The sequence below is a fragment of the Akkermansiaceae bacterium genome (assembly GCA_019634595.1).
Taxonomy (GTDB): Bacteria; Verrucomicrobiota; Verrucomicrobiia; order Verrucomicrobiales; family Akkermansiaceae; genus Luteolibacter.
Window position 1 is genome coordinate 624,643 of sequence record JAHCBC010000003.1, and the last position, 15,663, is coordinate 640,305.

Below are 15,663 nucleotides of genomic sequence, written 5' to 3' on the forward strand. Positions count from 1 at the left end.
TGTTAGGTTCGCGCCAATGCCCGCTTTCACCGCCAACGCCGACTACGAAGAAAAAGACCGCAACCCGCTCGTGCTGGGGGCGGGGGACGAAATCACCGTCGGACCGGCGGACCGCGCCTGGCCGGGCTGGGTGTGGGCGGAGGACAATGAAGGCCGCCATGGCTACGTCCCGGAGGAAATCCTGGAGCCGACCGGCGAAGGCCGCTTCGCCCTGATGGAAAACTTCGACCCGACCGTGCTGACCATCAAACGCGGGGACAAGATCGAGTCCCTCAAACAGATCCATGGCTGGCACTGGTGCCTCAACGAGGCTGGCAACGAGGGATGGGTGGCCGGCTACCTCCTCAAACCCGCCTGACCCGCCATGAGCGACCCGGGACAAGCCGCACGCTGGATCCGCATCACCTGCTGGATCGTTGGCGGCATCGTCCTGGGCGCGATCGCCGGAGAAATTTCGGACAGGGTGAAGAAGCCCGCGGTGAAGCGCCCGCGGGCGGCGGAGGTCATGGTGGCCGCCGGGGACAAACCCGGCGAAGAGGCCCGCCTTTCCACCACCCACGCCGCCATCGTGCTGCGGAATTTTTTCCTCCACCCGCTGCCGGACAAGATCCGGGACCAGCCGGAGAAATTGGCGAAGCATGTCCGCATCCGGGCGGAGGAGGACGGCACCCGCATCACGGTGGATGTTCCGGATATTGATGAAAATCGGGGGCTGGCGAGGGAGATCGCGCGGATCTACCGGGGAGCTTCCCGGGAGAAGGAAGTGGCTGCGGCTCCTGTGGAGATCCCGCCTTTCTCCGCAGAAGACCGCAAGCTGGCAATCGACGCCCGCAAACTGAAGGGCCTGCTCCATGACCAGGCCGCCCGCGCGGGCTACGTGGACTTCCTCCAGATCCTGCCGAAAGCCGTGAGCGGATCGGCCAAAGCGAAAGCCGTCGTGGAGCATGAAGATTTCAGCCGGAGATTCCGCCGTTATGAGGAGCTGTCGGTTTCACTCGGGCTGGAAGGCGTACCGGGGGCACCCCTGACGTCCGCTCCGGATGTGATCTTCGAAGCACGCTTCGTGGACGAGAACCCGGACCCGGCGAAGCGCACCTCCAGGGCGAATCTGGTTTCCGCATCGTTTGTGCTGCTGGCGGCTGCCGGGGCATGGTTCACCTCACGGCGAGGTTCGTCCGCTGACCCCGGATTGATTCCGGACGAAGCCGACCCTCAGGGTCAGGGCACTCCGTAAAGACAGCACATGAGTTGCCAGCCGGGACAAATCGACCGGACCGGCAGACTGCCGATGTTTCTTCCGCATTCCACCATCTGCCGCAGCATCATTTCCGCATGCAGGAACGCCTCGACCACGGGTCCCGCTTCTTCGATCCACCGTTCGTTGTGTTCGGGCTGGAAGACCCTGCCAGTGCCGCGCTCCATGATCGCCAGAAATTGGCCGTCCATTCGCCGCTCCGGCATTACGGCACGCAACGCCTCCACGATTTCCCGCGTTTCGGTCTGGAGATCGTAGGTTTTGAAGCTTCCCGAATAGAATTTGTAGAAGCGGTTCGCACCCCGGCGACCCACACGCTCCAGCAGTTCCTCCAGCTCGGGGAAGCTCTCCTTGATCCGTTGCAAAAGCGTCTCCTCCGCTACTGTCTCATTTTCCGCTGTCATCTCGCTCCATTTGAAGGCCCCGCCACCACGAATGCCGAGAGCGGCATGAGAACAATCCGGATCGACGCATGGGATCGCAGGGTGAGCTCCTGATCCACCAATGGGTCTGCTTTGAGTTTCCAGATCGATTCGTAGTCCAGATTCCCGAACCGTAATTCCACCCGGAAGCTTCCGTCGATCCGCAACAGGGGTGAGAGTTCGCCGATCCGGGCCTCCTGGTTCTTCTTTTCTGCGGCCCTCAATTTTCCCGGCTTCCGCGTTTCGCCCTTCTTGCCCAACAACCCGAGGATCTCCGATTTCGCGGGGTTATCGGCGAAAAGGTCCGGGAGAATCCCGACCAGTTTTGGAAGATCGTTGGTTGGCTCGGTTTGGAGGCCGCCGCGGGCGAGAACCGGGTAGGGGCCGAGGGAGGGATAGCGGCCCCGGAGGACGGAGAGGCGGGAGTCCGCCTCGGACAGGACTGCCCGGAAGTCGGCAGGGGTGATCCAAAGAGGCTGATCCGTGCGATGCATGGACCGGAGCTACCAAGGGATCCCGGACAGAATCGGTCCGGGGCGTATTTTCAGGGATTTTGCGCGGATCGCGACTCTCAGCGGGCCAAACAGATGGAGAAGATGCCGGTCTGAAGACCAGCGCTCCCAGCGCAACGGATCGCTGCTCCGCAGGGGAGGAAGCCCTCAAAAATGAGGCATCCCCTGCCGGCTTCGAGGATTTCCCTTGCCAAGGCGGGGGGATTTTCCGAGTTTCCCCGCCCCTCTTCAGGCCGCCTTACGCACCAACGAAGACCCTGAGGGACCTCATACGCGGCCAATCTTCAGCATCGCCCGTCCTGAATCAAGGCGGGAAACCACTTAATACCAATGATCAACGAACTCATCTCCGAGATGGTGGACGCCGGCGTCCACTACGGCCACCAGACCAAAAAATGGAACCCCCGCATGAAGCCCTTCCTGATGAAGGACAAAGGCGGAATCTACATCATCAACCTGGAGAAGACCGTCCAGCAACTGGACAAGGCCTCCGATTTCCTCGCTGACCTCGTCGGCAAGGGCAAAAAGATCCTCTTCGTCGGCTGCAAGCGCCAGGCACAGGACGCCATCCGCGAAGCCGCGGAAGCGACCGGCCAACACTACGTCAACCACCGCTGGCTCGGCGGCATGCTGACCAACAGCGCCACCGTCCGCAAGTCCATCGAGCGCCTCAAGTATCTCGAAAACATCGAGAAGCAGCCTGAGTTCAAGGCGATGTCCAAGAAGGAACTCGCCGCCCTCGGCCGTGAGCGCGAAAAGCTGCTGCGCAACCTGCGCGGCGTGCGCGACCTGGACAAGAAGCCGGACGCCGTGGTCATCGTGGACTCCGCCCGCGAAACCATCGCCGTGGCTGAAGCCCGCCGCCTGAACATCCCGATCGTCGCCATCGTGGACACCAACGCCGACCCGGCCGTGGTGGACTACCCGATCCCCGGCAACGACGACGCGATCCGCTCGATCCGCATCATCCTCCAGAACCTGGTCGATGGCATGGTCGCAGCCCGCAAGAACTAACCGAATCTGTCACACGGGCGGCCTGTCGATCCGGCACGCCGCCCGTTTTTCTTCCCACCAACCGCTCACATTTTTCATCACATGATCACCGCTGCCACCGTCAAAGAACTTCGCGACAAAACCAACGCCGGCATGATGGACTGCAAGAAAGTCCTCAACGAAACCAACGGCGACATCGAAGCCGCCATCAAGCTCCTCCGTGAGCGTGGCATCGTGAAGGCCGCCTCGAAAAGCGACCGCGCCGCCACCGAAGGCATCATCACCTCCCGCGTCGCCGCCGACGGCAAGTCCGGCGTCCTCCTGGAGATCAACTGCGAGACCGACTTCGTCTCCCGCAACGAGAACTTCCAGGCGTTCGTCGCCGAAGTCGCCGACGCCATCGCTTCGTCCAAGGCCGCCGATCTCGACGCCGCTCTGGAAGTCCAGAAGGGCGACATCAACGTCGGTGACTACGTGAAGACCAAGGTTCTCGAACTGGGCGAAAACATCCAGTTCCGCAAGTACGTCCGCTTCGACGCCGCTCCCGGCGGAGTTGTGGTTTCCTACATCCACATGGGTGGCAAGGTCGGCGTGCTTCTCGAAGTTGGCACCACCAAGGAGGAAACCGCTTCCCAGGACGCCTTCAAGGAACTCATCAAGGACCTCACCCTCCACATCGCCGCCGCCGCACCGAAGGGCCTGTCCCGCGCGGACATCCCGGCCGAAGTGGCTGACGCCGAGAAGGAAATCTACCGCGCCCGCCTGGCGGAAAGCGGCAAGCCTGCCAACATCATCGAGAACATCCTCGTCGGCCAGATGAACAAGTTCTTCGCCGAAAGCTGCTTCCTGGAGCAAGGCTTCGTGAAGGATGACAAGGTCACCATCAACAAGCTGGTCGAAGAAACCGGCAAGTCCCTGGGTGACACCATCACGGTGACCCGCTTCGTCCGCTTCGGACTCGGCGAGTAATCGTTCCACCTTTCAAGGACGCCCGGCTGCGCATGCGGCCGGGCGTTTTTCTTTTTCAGGGATCACCCGGCAGACGTTCCTTCGCCCAGTGGTTCGCCAGCACTCCATTCACCAGAAGCTGGAGGGGATGGTAGAGCATGACGGGCAGCAGGATCAGCGAAAGTTCCGTACCGCGGCCGAAGATCATCGCCGCCAGCGGCACGCCCATTGCCAGGGTCTTCTTCACGGCGCAGAAGTAGGCGGCGATGCGGTCCTCCCGGTTCATCCGCAGCAGCAGGCAGGAGCCATGGGTGAGCCACGACACCCCCACGAACAGCAGCACCACGATGATGACCACCGGCAGGGTGATGGCGGCGCCATATTTCCGCCAGATGTCCCCCTGCACCGAATCACAGAACGCGGCATAGACGATGTAGACGATAACTGCGTTGCTGATGCGGGTGAACCATGGCTTCGCACGGTCCGCCCAGTCCCGGACGAAGGGCCGCAGCGCCATCCCGATACTGAAGGGAAGCAGCGTGAGCGAGGTGATCTTCAGCAACAGCGGGCCGAACTCCGAGGTGACCGGACTGCCGGTGCCCTGCATCAGCAGAAAGACCAGCACGGGCGTGATGACAACGCCGATGATGTTGGAGAGCGCGGCGTTGAACAACGCGCCGGGGGTATTGCCACGGGCGATGGCGGTGAAGACCACCGAAGAGGAGATGGTGGACGGAAGCACGCAGAGAAACAGCAGGCCGTGCCGGATGGCCTGCGGCTGGGAGGACCAGAACCACGGCACAATGTGGTCCAGCAGGAGGCCCACCAGCGGGAACACCACGAAGGTGAACGCCTGGATCACCAAGTGCAGCCGCCAGTTTCCCGCGCCTGCTTTCACTTTTTCAAAAGACAGCGAGAGGCCCTGGAAAAACAGGATCAGGGCGATGCCGCCGTTCGTCACCAGCACGGGGGGGATCCATGCCCCGCTACCTCCCCCTTCCGGGAAAAGGAAGGCCAGGATCACCGCACCGATGAGGGCCAGCAGGAAACCATTTGCCCGGAACCAGGAGACATTCGCACTCATCCGCGGGGAGCGTCTGCCGGGGAGACCGCGGATACAAGCCTGAGGAGACCGCTGGGAGTGATCGCGCATTTGACTCCGCCGTGTTCCACGCTTTGATAGTCATGATGAAACGTCTCCTTCTCCTCTCTTCCCTCCTGCTGACCGCTGCCCACGGCGCGCCGGTCGAAAAGACCGTCACCTACGAACAGGGCGGCGTCACCCTCGAAGGGTTCCATGTCTATGACGATGCCACCTCCGGCAAGCGGCCCGCTGTCCTGGTGATCCACCAATGGACCGGACCGGGGGACTATGAGAAAGGCCGCGCCCGCCAGTTGGCGGAGCTGGGTTACAATGTCTTCGTCGCGGACATCTATGGTCAAGGTGTGCGCCCGGTGCCGCCGGAATCCGGCAAGGAAGCGGGCAAATACAAGTCCGACCGCAAGCTGTTCCGCGCCCGGTTGGACGCCGCGCTGGAGCAACTGAAAAAAGACGAGCGCACCGAGGCGTCGAAGATCGCCGCGATCGGCTACTGCTTCGGCGGCACGGGCGTGCTGGAGCTGGCACGCTCCGGCGCGGACGTCGCCGGGGTGGTCAGTTTCCACGGCGGACTGGCATCCACTCCCGGATTCGCGGCGGAAAAGGGCAAGGTGGGAGCGAAGGTGCTGGTGCTCCACGGAGCGATCGACCCGCACGTGAAGCCGGAGGAGGTGGCCGGATTCGAAAAGGAATTCAACGAAGCGGAAGCGGATTGGCAACTCACCGCCTACTCCGGCGCGGTCCACAGTTTCACTCAGAAAATGGCCGGTGACGACCCATCGAAAGGCTCCGCCTACAACGCGAAAGCGGACGCCCGTTCCTGGGAGGCGATGAAGGTGTTCTTCGCCGAGATCTTCAAATAATCCGTCCAGCCATGGATCTCCCGGAGGCCATCGACCTCTGCCTTTCACTTCCCGGGGCCGAAGAGACCACCCCCTTCGGCCCTGATGTGCTGGTGTACAAGGTGGGTGGGAAGGTATTCGCGCTCACGGATCCGGGAGACTTCCCGCCGAGAATGAATCTCAAGTGTGACCCCACACGGGCAGTCACGCTGCGGGAAGAATATGAGTCGATCATCCCCGGCTACCACATGAACAAGCGGCACTGGAATACGGTGAGGATTGATCGGTCCGTGCCTGCATCACTCCTGCGGGAACTGATCCGGCATTCGTACGATCTGGTGGTGGCTTCGCTGCCGAAGGGGAAGAGACCTTAGGGAGGGTGGACCAATCCTTTGGATGCCTTTGCTGAGTGTTCCGTTGCAGCCGAGTAAGGAGGGTGGACATTGCGGCAAAGCCGCTATGTCCTCTTCGCTCCCATTCCTGTCCACCGGCGGCATTGGCAAAATGCGAAAGACTTACAGAGGAGCCGCAGAGGTCGCAAAGAAAGCGCAAAGGCAAAATGGATCTCTTCAAGATTCGTGAGACTCACGGTCAGCTTTCTTTCTTCCCTGAAAACTTCTCTTTCCTTTGTTTTCCATTGCAGCCGGAGGACAGGAGTGTCCTCCCTCCTTACTTTACAATCCGGAAGCCTTGATTCGGAAGGGAGGCGGTTTTGACCATGCTTCCTATATCAAGCAGGTTAAAGAAATCACAGGAGTGGGCGGAGCACCACCAGGAACCGCCGCGGCCGCAGATCCGCTTTTTCGTGAGATCGCTGGTCATCCATGGGGGCGACCCCTCGCAGTATTCGAAGACGTTCCCGATGACATCATGGAGGCCCCACGCGTTCGGTGGGAAAGAGCGGACCGGGGAGGTGAGCACGAAGCCATCCTCACGGGTGTTCTTCAGGTGGCTGGCTCCGTTCCAGACGTTGCAGGCCTTTGCGGAAAATGCGGCTCCCCAGGGGTAGGCAGTGGTGGCCCCGGCGCGGGCCGCCGTTTCCCATTCATCCAGCGTGGGAAGCCTGCCGCCCACCCACTGGCAGTAGGCCCGTGCGTCCTCACCTGAGATCTGGGTGACAGGGTGGTCCGGCAGCTTTTCCGCGGAAGGACCATCGGGACCGAAGGGATGCCGCCAGTCCGCACCCTCGACCCGCTTCCATTCCCACTCGGCGCTGCCCTCGCCACCGGAAAGACTCCACCCCGCACGCTCGGCGAGGGTGCGGTAGCCGGTGGCCTTCACGAACTCAGCGAACTGGGCGTTGGTCGTTTCGGCATCGGAGATGCGAAAGCCCTCCGTTTTGAAACGGTGCGGGCGGTTCAGCTTGTGGTCCACGGAGCCGAGTGCGTATTCCCCCGCTGGCACCGCGATCAGGACATGCCCGTTCGGCCCTTTCTCCGCAGCGGAGGAGATGGCCGCGCAGGCCAGAACCGATGCCATCGTCCTCACGAACATGGGCGACGGCATCAATGTTCGGCGATCCATTTCGAGGCGACCGCCCTCACTTCATCGCGTGACTCACGGGAGTAGGGAACCGCCACGGAGGCGTAGATGTCCCGCGGCACGTTGCTGAAGGGGTCCATGACCAACTCCAGATATTCCTTCCCTGCCGGAAGTTTTCCGCCCGGCTTGTAGTCGAGGTAACCCTCCGCCTTCGCTTCCTTTTTGAGGCCCGCCACATAGGCTTTCTCAATGGCGGTGGTGCGGTAGGATTCATATCCGGCCTCCCGCAGCAGGCGGCCCATGGTCAGCACCAGATCACGCTGGGCGACGCGGGCCTGGAACAGGTTCACGCGGCGGTCCCGTTTCGCCTCCGGCTCATTCTCATCATAGTCGAAGTTTTCCTGCCCGACATACCACCCGGTCACGACGGGAGGCGCGGCTTTCACGCTATCCTTCGCAACGGCGATGCCTTTCACGAGTTTTTCCTCCAGCACCAGCAGCTCGGGCAGAGCCTCCGTCGCCTTCAGGTGGAGGATCATCTCCAGCAGGAGCGGGTTCAGCACATGGGGATCACACCCCACGTCCTCGCCGTCATGGCTTTCCTCCGGTGCGGGATCTTTCTTAGGTTCCACCGGCTGCCTGACGAAGTCGATCTCCAGCAGGCGCTTCCGCAAAGCTTTCACCACCCCGTCACGGTTGCCCTCCATCTGGGCGAGGTTCGCCTTGGAAAACGAAGCACCGGCGAAGCTGGTGACCTGATACGCCCGATAGGGGATGTCCGTCGGGGCGGTCATCACATCGCAGACCTGGGCGTAGGAACCCGGGTAGGTGACGATCTTGTCCAGCAGGGCCTCCGGAGACACCGGCTGTTGGGCGGAAAGCGGCAGGACCAGGGCGGAAAGGGCCGCCAGCAGCATCGGTTTCATTGACCGTCACCATGGCATCCTTCACCTGCGGGGTCAAGGTGGCGTCCTTGGCGTTCCGGCCTCTTTCCGCGGTTGCCCTTCCCCCGGAATTGACCCACCTTGCGCACGCATGAGCGACGCGTTCCACTGGACCCCATTCCACGCGGATTTCTTCCGTGAGGCGCAGGCCCGTGGCTTCACGCCCACGGTGATCCATGAAACGGAGACCGGCCCCATCGAGGCATGGGAGCGGAAGGCGGACGGCCCGCTGGTCTATCTCTCCGCAGGCATCCACGGGGACGAGCCCGCCGGGCCGCTGGCGGTGCTGGAGCTGATGCGGTCGGACTTTTTCTGCCCGTCCATCCACTGGATCATCTGCCCCGCGCTGAATCCCGACGGGCTGGCGGCGCACACGCGCGGGAATGCCGATGGCATCGACCTGAACCGCGACTACTACGTGCGGGAATCCAGGGAGGCCGACGCGCACATCCGCTGGCTGGACTCCATCGGCACTCCGGTGCTTTTCGTCTCGCTGCATGAGGATTGGGAAACTTCAGGCTTCTACTTTTACGAACTGAACCTGACCGGCGGTCCCACCAGCCATGCGGCCTGTATTCTGAAAGCGGTGGAGCCGTGGTTCAAACCGGAGCCCGGCCCCATGATCGACGGCCACGAGTCCTACGAGCCGGGCTGGATCTACCACGCGTCCGAGCCGGACATCCCGGAAGGCTGGCCGGAAGCCATCTATCTGATCAAGAAAGGCTGCCCGCATTCCTTCACCTTCGAGACGCCCAGCGGCAGCCCGCTGGAGGACCGGATCGCCGCGCATGTGGCGGGTGTGAAAGCGGCATGCCAGAAGACGTTCGTGAAACAGTGCGCGGAATTCGGAACGGAGGCGTGATCCATGCGGGTCCCGTTCTTTATTCTTGATTCTTGACTCTCTTTCCCCCTCCCCACAGCTTGTCCGCCCGCCTGCGTCCCCGATGGCCGCGGCGTGTCCAAACCGAAACATATCCAACGATCCGCCATGGCCGCGAAGATCTACACCAACAAGGACGCCTCGCTCGCTCCGCTGAAGAAGAAAACACTCGCCGTGATCGGCTTCGGCTCCCAAGGCCACGCCCACGCGCTGAACCTCAAGGACAGTGGCCTGAAGGTCATCATCGGCCTCTACAAGAAGTCGAAGTCCCGCGAAGTCGCCAAGAAGCTGGGCTTCGAGGTCTATGACACCGCCGAGGCCGTCCAGAAGGCAGACGTCATCTTCATCGCCACCCCGGACACCGCGATCCCTGACATCTACGCAAAGGACGTCGCCCCGAACCTCACGAAGGGCAAGACCATCCTGTTCTCCCACGGCTTCGCTGTTCTCTTCGGCGGCCTGAAACTGCCGAAGGACATCGACGTGATCCTCGTCGCCCCGAAGGGACCTGGCCACACCGTCCGCTCCCAGTTCGTGGACGGCAAGGGTGTTCCCGGCCTCATCGCCGTCGAGCAGAACGCTTCCGGCAAGGCGAAGGAAACCGCGCTCGCATGGGCACGCGGCGTCGGCTGCACCCGTGCCGGTGTGTTCGAAACCAACTTCCGCGAGGAAACCGTGACCGACCTCTTCGGTGAGCAGACCGTCCTTTGCGGTGGCGCATCCGCCCTGGTGAAGGCCGGTTTCGAAGTGCTCGTCGAGGCTGGCTACCAGCCTGAGATGGCTTACTTCGAGTGCCTCCACGAGCTGAAGCTCATCGTTGACCTCATGAACGAGTCCGGCCTGGCCGGCATGCGTTTCTCGATCTCCGAGACCGCCGAGTGGGGCGACGTTTCCGTCGGACCAAAGATCATCGACGCCGGCGTCAAGAAGCGCATGGCCAAACAGCTCAAGGACATCGAGAACGGCAAGTTCGCGAAAGACTGGATCGCCGAGTACAAGAACGGCTACCCGCGCTTCAACAAGATCCGCAAGGAGGAGGCCGCCCACCAGATCGAGAAGACCGGTGAGAAGCTCCGCTCCACCATGAGCTGGATCAAGCAGAAGAAACTGAAGAAGGGCGCCTCCCAGGCATCCTACGTTTCCTCCTCGAAGTAATCCCGCTTCCTGTTTCCGAGGCGCCCGCCTCCCGCAAGGGACGCGGGCGTTCTTTTTTTGGGTAGCGAAGGTCGTGAGACCTTCGGCTGGGGGGAAGTCCATGAAGGACCGGAGTGGTCATGGCATGGGAACGTCCTCCCCGCCGAATCTCTCACGCGATTCGCTGCATTTGGGAGTTTCTATCAAAAAACCGGTTGCATCCGTGATTTTCTTCTCCTTGCCATCACCCGCCCTAACCGATAATCCCCTTCTCCACGTTTAGATCCGACAAACCCCTATGAGTACAGCAGACGACGCAATCGCACCAAACGCCAAACGGCTCCTATGGGCCGGCTTCACCGCCATCCTCGCCGCCGGGGTAGGATTCGGAATCCGTGGCGGTATCTTCGGAAACTGGGCCGCTGAGTTCAACTTCACCGGTGCCCAGCTCGGAGCCATCGGTGGTGCGGGATTCACCAGCTTCTGTTTCGGCATCATGATCGGCGGCGTGCTGGTCGATAAGATCGGATACGGCAAGCTCGTCCTGGCCGCCTTCCTCCTCCATGTGCTCTCCGCCTTCATCACCTTCGGCGCGACCAAGGGGATGGACACCGGCACCGCCTACCAATTCCTCTTCTGGGGCATGTTCGCCTTCGGCGCGGCCAACGGAACGCTTGAGGCCGTCTCGAACCCTCTTGTCGCCACCCTCTTCCCCAAGAACCGCAACCACTACCTGAACATCCTCCACGCCTCCTGGCCTCTGGGCATGGTCTTCGGCGGTGTGATCGGCTGGACCCTCGGCAGCGGTGCCAACGCCTGGGACTGGAAATGGCAGCTCGCACTCTATCTCCTCCCCACCCTCGCCTATGGCGTGATGTTCTTCGGCCAATCCTTCCCGAAATCGGAAGCTTCCGCAAAGGGCCTCAAGCTGGGTGAAATGCTCAAGGATGTCGGCATCCTCGGCGGTGCGGTCGTCAGCTACATGCTGTATCTCTTCTTCAAGGGTCTCCTCACTCCGTTCTTCGCGGACCCGGCTATCGGCAACTACATCTCCATCGCCATCGGTCTTGTGATCCTCGGCTCCATCGCCGCTGTCACCGGCTTCTCCATGGGTCACTGGCTGCTTGCCTTCCTCTTTGTCATCCACGCCATGGTCGGCGCGGTCGAACTGGGCACCGACGGCTGGATCCAGAACATCACCGGAGCCATCCTCAACGAGAAAGAGGGCAAGATGCTCTTCGTCTTCACCTCGCTGATGATGTTCCTGCTGCGCTTCTGCGCCCATTTCATCGAAACCAAGCTGGGCCTCAAGCCGATCAGCCTGCTCTTCGTCTGCGCGTTGCTCGGCTGCCTCGGCCTCAACCTGGTCAGCGCGGTTTCCGCCTTCGGTCCCGCCCTCGGCGCCCTGCTGGTCTATGCGCTCGGCAAAACGTTCTTCTGGCCGACCATGCTCGCCGTGGTGGGTGACCGCTTCCCCCGCACCGGTGCCGTCGCGATGAGCCTTATGGGCGGCATCGGCATGATGTCCGCCGGCCTCATCGGTGGCCCGGGCCTCGGTTACTTCAAGGACCGCTACGCGGCGGATGAACTCAAGAAGGCCGACACAGCCCTCTTCGAGGAATACAAGAACACCACCACGACCAGCAAGTTCCTCGGTTTCGACGAAGTTGTGCCGATCGACGGCCAGAAGCTTGAAGAAGCGAAGAAAGTCGCCGTCGCCGACCGCACACCGGCGCAGGCCACGGTGGTCGCATCCGACATCACCGGCAACCGCAGAACCCTCAAGGTGGACTCCTTCATCCCTGCGGTGATGGCAATCTGCTACCTCCTGCTGATGCTCTACTTCAAAGCCATCGGCGGCTACCGCCCACTCACCGTGGACGAGCAGAAGTAAGCCGGTTCCTTCGGAAATCCTGATTATCCAACGGCCCGCCATCCCGGCGGGCCGTTCTTTTTTGCACTTGCGACGGTGGGCTTCCGGGAGTGGACTGTGGGGCGATGACCCCTCGTGGTTCAAATTTTCCGAAGCTTCTCTTCCTGTTGCTTTTCGCGCTCCTGTCGGGCGTGATGACGGCATCCGCCCAGGTGAAGATCAACCTCGCGGACGGGTTCGATTTCCCGGTCGGGAAGCCGGATGCCTCCGGCTACTACAAGGCGCGCGGTCTGCGGCTCAGCTCCCCTCGGCACTTCGGGGAGGACTGGAACGGCCGGAGTGGCGGCGACAGCGACCTGGGCGACCCGGTTTACAACATCGGGGATGGGATTGTGACGTTCGCCTACGATGTGGCGCAGGGCTGGGGCAATGTGGTGATCATCCGCCATGCCTACCGGGATCCTTCGAACGGAAAGGTGAAATACTGCGACGCGCTCTACGGGCACCTGCAGAGGATCATGACGACCGTGGGCAGCAAGGTGAAACGCGGCCAGCAGATCGGCACCATCGGCAGCAACCGGGGCATGTATCCGGCGCACCTTCATTTCGAGATCCGCCACAACATCACCATCGGGATGCAGCGCAGTTCGATCCCCCCTACCCTGGAGCACTGGGCGGACCCCACGCAGTTCATCAACAAATACCGGCGGCTGAACCGGGAATGGCGCGCGGTGGAGGTGCCGACCGGCACCTATCTGGAATACGCGGGACGCAAGGGACTGTAGGCCAAAGCTCTTGCATCCCCGTGCCAGGGCCTTATGCTCCATTCCGATGAAGCCCCTCATCCCCCTCTTCGGCATATTGACGGCGGTTCCGGCTTCCGCGGCGACCGTGACCTACGATTTCGAATCGAGCACCAACAATGCCACCATCACCGGATCCGGTTTTACAACGGGTCCACTGACCGAAAACGGAAATTCCGCCACCTCCCCGAACAATCCGTTGTCCACCGGAGCCGTCTACGGCCGGCTCGTCAGCAGCAGCGACGGGATTCCCGCGGACACCTCCGTTGTCCGTGCCTTCGTGCCGCTGAATGTCTCGAATCAAAGCAACCCGCCGATCTCCACCCACACAACCTACCTGGAGTTCACCATCACTCCGGATGCAGGCCAGACGCTCGACTTCAGTTCCGCCACCTTTTCGTTCACGCTGGGAGCCATCACCGGGAACTCCGCCAACCAGAACATGTCCGCCTATGCGAGAGCAGGGGTGCGGATCAACAATGGCAGCTTCATCAATCTCGGTGCCACCCTTTCCGCGACGGCGGATGCCTACAACGCCGCCACACCGAACTGGACCTCGTCCCTGGGTTTCAACACGACCTCCGGCAGCTATGACATCGCGCAGGCGACCCTGTCACCCGTGTCCCTGGGGTCCATCCTGGCCGGACTCAATCCGGGGGATACCGTCACCTTCAGGATCGCCCCCGGAGATGCCTCGACGGTCAATACGGCGCTGAACTCCACCTCCTCGATGAAGAGCCTGTATGTGGACGACATCAGCGTTTCCGGCTTCAACGTGATCCCCGAGCCTGCGGCCGGTCTGCTCGGCGCGCTTGGTTTCGCCGGTATCCTGTTCCGCCGCCGCGCCTGACCGCCCCGTACCCCGATGGCGATCCGCGCGAAAAAGCAAAGCCCGTGGTTTGTCATCCTGATCATCGCCGCGGCGGTGACCCTGTGGGCGCTGGAGCAGCGAAAAGCCGGTCCTGACGAAAACCCCCGCTCCCACCGGAGGGAGACGGTTTCCACCAGCCCTGCTCCATCTTCCAAATCCCCGCCGCCGGGCAGGCAGGAGAGCCGCTCCGGAACCACCGGCCATCAAGGCCGCTACGAAGTCCACCGCAACTGCACGCTGGCCGCGGACAACTCCAATGATGGGGACAGCTTCCGGGTGCTGTTGCCGGATGGCAGGCGTGAGATCTTCCGGCTCTACTTCGTGGACACGCCGGAGAGCGCCTTCAAATCCTACCGCAACGGAGAAAACAACCACCAGCGGATCCGCGAGCAGGCCGCCCACTTCGGCATCACTTCCGAGGAAGCGGTCGAGGTCGGCAGGAAGGGAAAGCAGTTCGTCCTCGGCCTCCTCGGCAAGCGTCCGTTCACGCTCCATACCGGATGGGACAGCCCGTTCCGGGACCAGCGGTATCATGCCTTCATCGAAGTGAATGAAGGTGGCAAAACCCGCTGGCTTCACGAAGTGTTGGTCGAAAAAGGCCTCGCCCGCCTGAAAACAAAACCTGCGGATCTGCCTGACGGCACGAAGGCGGACAGCCAGCGCCGGCATCTGGAAACACTGCAGGCTGCCGCCAGGAAGGCGCGGACGGGAGGCTGGGGCATGGCGAAACCAGCGGGGACCCGCTGATTGCAACGCTCCGAAATTTTCCGGCCAATTCCCGGAGAAGCCCACCAATCGTTATCGGAACCCAATTCCGATACGATCCATGAAAACCCTCATCATCTGTCTGGCGGCCGCCGTGGCCGTGCCTTCCCACGCAGCCATCCTGGCGGCCTATGACTTCAACGATGGCAACGGCTCCCCCACCTCTTCGGAGTCCGGAGTGACGGCGGACGCCTTTGTCCCCCACGGCGGCCTCAACAATGTCGCGCGGCCGGTGATCTATGGCAACTCCGGCGGCAACGGGTGGATCGGCGCGCCATCTTCGGAAGCCGTCGGTTCGGGAACGGTGGTCGGGACACCGGAGGCATCGATCGCGGCAAATGACTACTTTTCCTTCAGGGTCAGCCCGGCCAGCGGATTCGCCCTGAGCCTGACCCAGTTGAAATTTTCCACCGCGTTCTACAGCGGTGGCACCTTCAACCTGACCGGCTGGTATTTCGTCCGGTCCAGCAGGGACAACTACACCACCACCATCGGCGGCACATCATTCCCGGAGACCCACGTCAACAGCCTGAATCCCACCTTCAATGAGCACATTCTCGATCTTTCCGGGGTGGCCTACCAGGACCTCACTTCGGACGTCACCTTCCGCATCTACCTCTATGACAACAGCAACTCTGAGACCCGCTGGCTCGCCGTTGACAACGTGATCCTGGAGGGGACGGTCACCACCATCCCTGAAACATCCGGCCTGGCCTTCCTTCTGCCGGGACTTGCCCTGTTGGCCCGCAAACGCCGCTGAGCGGAGAGCTTCATTATTTTCCCGTTCCTGATAAGTTTCCCGATGCCTGAACGATTTCCTTTCCGTTGTCCCACGCCCCG

18 protein-coding genes are annotated in these 15,663 nt (G+C 61.9%); 13 read left to right on the forward strand and 5 right to left on the reverse strand.

The genetic code is table 11. From position 1 onward, the window contains the following. Positions 1–16: 16 nt before the first annotated feature. Positions 17–358 (forward strand): hypothetical protein, encoded by a 342-nt coding sequence (locus KF712_13370; protein MBX3741980.1) that lies wholly within the window; start codon positions 17–19, stop codon positions 356–358. A gap of 6 nt (positions 359–364) precedes the next feature. Then, complete coding sequence (locus tag KF712_13375; GenBank protein MBX3741981.1) at positions 365–1,234, forward strand: hypothetical protein; 870 nt, start codon at positions 365–367, stop codon at positions 1,232–1,234. Here the strand turns inward: KF712_13375 and KF712_13380 are convergent. Together KF712_13380 and KF712_13385 are read right to left on the reverse strand one after the other, a co-directional pair. Further along, the gene (locus KF712_13380) at positions 1,219–1,659 is read right to left on the reverse strand and encodes a hypothetical protein (protein ID MBX3741982.1); all 441 of its coding nucleotides are present in this window, start codon (positions 1,657–1,659) and stop codon (positions 1,219–1,221) included. The genes KF712_13375 and KF712_13380 overlap by 16 nt on opposite strands. Further along, complete coding sequence (locus KF712_13385) at positions 1,656–2,171, reverse strand: hypothetical protein (GenBank protein MBX3741983.1); 516 nt, start codon at positions 2,169–2,171, stop codon at positions 1,656–1,658. Before KF712_13385 ends, KF712_13380 begins: the two co-directional genes overlap by 4 nt. Positions 2,172–2,519: 348 nt before the next feature. Between KF712_13385 and rpsB the strand changes: the two genes are divergently transcribed. Both rpsB and KF712_13395 read left to right on the forward strand, forming a co-directional pair. Further along, complete coding sequence (gene rpsB / locus KF712_13390; GenBank protein MBX3741984.1) at positions 2,520–3,203, forward strand: 30S ribosomal protein S2; 684 nt, start codon at positions 2,520–2,522, stop codon at positions 3,201–3,203. An 81-nt stretch (positions 3,204–3,284) separates the two neighbouring features. Then, a complete protein-coding gene (locus KF712_13395) occupies positions 3,285–4,151 on the forward strand; it encodes an elongation factor Ts (protein MBX3741985.1) in 867 nt (288 codons plus the stop codon). A gap of 55 nt (positions 4,152–4,206) precedes the next feature. On the opposite strand, the gene KF712_13400 is transcribed toward KF712_13395, so the two are convergent. Continuing rightward, positions 4,207–5,214 (reverse strand): bile acid:sodium symporter, encoded by a 1,008-nt coding sequence (locus tag KF712_13400; protein ID MBX3741986.1) that lies wholly within the window; start codon positions 5,212–5,214, stop codon positions 4,207–4,209. A gap of 101 nt (positions 5,215–5,315) precedes the next feature. On the opposite strand from KF712_13400, the gene KF712_13405 reads away from it, so the two are divergent. Together KF712_13405 and KF712_13410 are read left to right on the forward strand one after the other, a co-directional pair. Beyond that, positions 5,316–6,092, forward strand: a complete 777-nt coding sequence (locus tag KF712_13405; GenBank protein ID MBX3741987.1) for a dienelactone hydrolase family protein — start codon at positions 5,316–5,318, stop codon at positions 6,090–6,092. A gap of 11 nt (positions 6,093–6,103) precedes the next feature. Next, a complete protein-coding gene (locus tag KF712_13410; protein ID MBX3741988.1) occupies positions 6,104–6,445 on the forward strand; it encodes an MmcQ/YjbR family DNA-binding protein in 342 nt (113 codons plus the stop codon). 295 nt (positions 6,446–6,740) lie between these two features. On the opposite strand, the gene KF712_13415 is transcribed toward KF712_13410, so the two are convergent. Both KF712_13415 and KF712_13420 read right to left on the reverse strand, forming a co-directional pair. Next, positions 6,741–7,595: an SUMF1/EgtB/PvdO family nonheme iron enzyme gene (locus KF712_13415; protein MBX3741989.1), complete on the reverse strand. Its 855-nt coding sequence runs from the start codon at positions 7,593–7,595 to the stop codon at positions 6,741–6,743. After that, on the reverse strand, positions 7,577–8,479 hold the full coding sequence (locus tag KF712_13420; protein ID MBX3741990.1) for a hypothetical protein: 903 nt from the start codon (positions 8,477–8,479) through the stop codon (positions 7,577–7,579). The genes KF712_13415 and KF712_13420 overlap by 19 nt, the downstream gene beginning before the upstream one ends. Positions 8,480–8,588: 109 nt before the next feature. On the opposite strand from KF712_13420, the gene KF712_13425 reads away from it, so the two are divergent. From KF712_13425 to KF712_13455, 7 genes are all read left to right on the forward strand, one after another. After that, positions 8,589–9,359, forward strand: coding sequence for a M14 family metallocarboxypeptidase (locus tag KF712_13425; protein MBX3741991.1), 771 nt, complete (start codon positions 8,589–8,591; stop codon positions 9,357–9,359). Positions 9,360–9,485: 126 nt separating this feature from the next. Further along, positions 9,486–10,532, forward strand: a complete 1,047-nt coding sequence (gene ilvC, locus KF712_13430) for a ketol-acid reductoisomerase (GenBank protein ID MBX3741992.1) — start codon at positions 9,486–9,488, stop codon at positions 10,530–10,532. Between the two features lie 277 nt (positions 10,533–10,809). After that, positions 10,810–12,405 (forward strand): MFS transporter, encoded by a 1,596-nt coding sequence (locus KF712_13435; GenBank protein MBX3741993.1) that lies wholly within the window; start codon positions 10,810–10,812, stop codon positions 12,403–12,405. Between the two features lie 104 nt (positions 12,406–12,509). Beyond that, positions 12,510–13,169 (forward strand): M23 family metallopeptidase, encoded by a 660-nt coding sequence (locus KF712_13440; protein ID MBX3741994.1) that lies wholly within the window; start codon positions 12,510–12,512, stop codon positions 13,167–13,169. Between the two features lie 46 nt (positions 13,170–13,215). Next, positions 13,216–14,037, forward strand: a complete 822-nt coding sequence (locus KF712_13445) for a PEP-CTERM sorting domain-containing protein (protein MBX3741995.1) — start codon at positions 13,216–13,218, stop codon at positions 14,035–14,037. 15 nt (positions 14,038–14,052) lie between these two features. After that, entirely contained in the window at positions 14,053–14,805 is a 753-nt protein-coding gene (locus tag KF712_13450; protein MBX3741996.1) for a hypothetical protein, read from the forward strand. A 79-nt stretch (positions 14,806–14,884) separates the two neighbouring features. Beyond that, positions 14,885–15,583, forward strand: a complete 699-nt coding sequence (locus KF712_13455) for a hypothetical protein (protein ID MBX3741997.1) — start codon at positions 14,885–14,887, stop codon at positions 15,581–15,583. The last annotated feature ends 80 nt before the right edge of the window (positions 15,584–15,663 follow it).

Bases quoted from the DNA above. Each gene is read 5' to 3' on its own strand.
- KF712_13380 (MBX3741982.1), bottom strand. From the start codon at position 1,659: ATGACAGCGGAAAATGAGACAGTAGCGGAGGAGACGCTTTTGCAACGG.
- KF712_13395 (MBX3741985.1), top strand. From the start codon at position 3,285: ATGATCACCGCTGCCACCGTCAAAGAACTTCGCGACAAAACCAACGCC.
- KF712_13405 (MBX3741987.1), top strand. From the start codon at position 5,316: ATGATGAAACGTCTCCTTCTCCTCTCTTCCCTCCTGCTGACCGCTGCC.
- ilvC (MBX3741992.1), top strand. From the start codon at position 9,486: ATGGCCGCGAAGATCTACACCAACAAGGACGCCTCGCTCGCTCCGCTG.
- KF712_13400 (MBX3741986.1), bottom strand. From the start codon at position 5,214: ATGAGTGCGAATGTCTCCTGGTTCCGGGCAAATGGTTTCCTGCTGGCC.
- KF712_13440 (MBX3741994.1), top strand. From the start codon at position 12,510: ATGACCCCTCGTGGTTCAAATTTTCCGAAGCTTCTCTTCCTGTTGCTT.
- KF712_13410 (MBX3741988.1), top strand. From the start codon at position 6,104: ATGGATCTCCCGGAGGCCATCGACCTCTGCCTTTCACTTCCCGGGGCC.
- KF712_13435 (MBX3741993.1), top strand. From the start codon at position 10,810: ATGAGTACAGCAGACGACGCAATCGCACCAAACGCCAAACGGCTCCTA.
- KF712_13445 (MBX3741995.1), top strand. From the start codon at position 13,216: ATGAAGCCCCTCATCCCCCTCTTCGGCATATTGACGGCGGTTCCGGCT.
- KF712_13375 (MBX3741981.1), top strand. From the start codon at position 365: ATGAGCGACCCGGGACAAGCCGCACGCTGGATCCGCATCACCTGCTGG.
- KF712_13385 (MBX3741983.1), bottom strand. From the start codon at position 2,171: ATGCATCGCACGGATCAGCCTCTTTGGATCACCCCTGCCGACTTCCGG.
- rpsB (MBX3741984.1), top strand. From the start codon at position 2,520: ATGATCAACGAACTCATCTCCGAGATGGTGGACGCCGGCGTCCACTAC.
- KF712_13450 (MBX3741996.1), top strand. From the start codon at position 14,053: ATGGCGATCCGCGCGAAAAAGCAAAGCCCGTGGTTTGTCATCCTGATC.
- KF712_13420 (MBX3741990.1), bottom strand. From the start codon at position 8,479: ATGAAACCGATGCTGCTGGCGGCCCTTTCCGCCCTGGTCCTGCCGCTT.
- KF712_13415 (MBX3741989.1), bottom strand. From the start codon at position 7,595: ATGGATCGCCGAACATTGATGCCGTCGCCCATGTTCGTGAGGACGATG.
- KF712_13455 (MBX3741997.1), top strand. From the start codon at position 14,885: ATGAAAACCCTCATCATCTGTCTGGCGGCCGCCGTGGCCGTGCCTTCC.
- KF712_13425 (MBX3741991.1), top strand. From the start codon at position 8,589: ATGAGCGACGCGTTCCACTGGACCCCATTCCACGCGGATTTCTTCCGT.
- KF712_13370 (MBX3741980.1), top strand. From the start codon at position 17: ATGCCCGCTTTCACCGCCAACGCCGACTACGAAGAAAAAGACCGCAAC.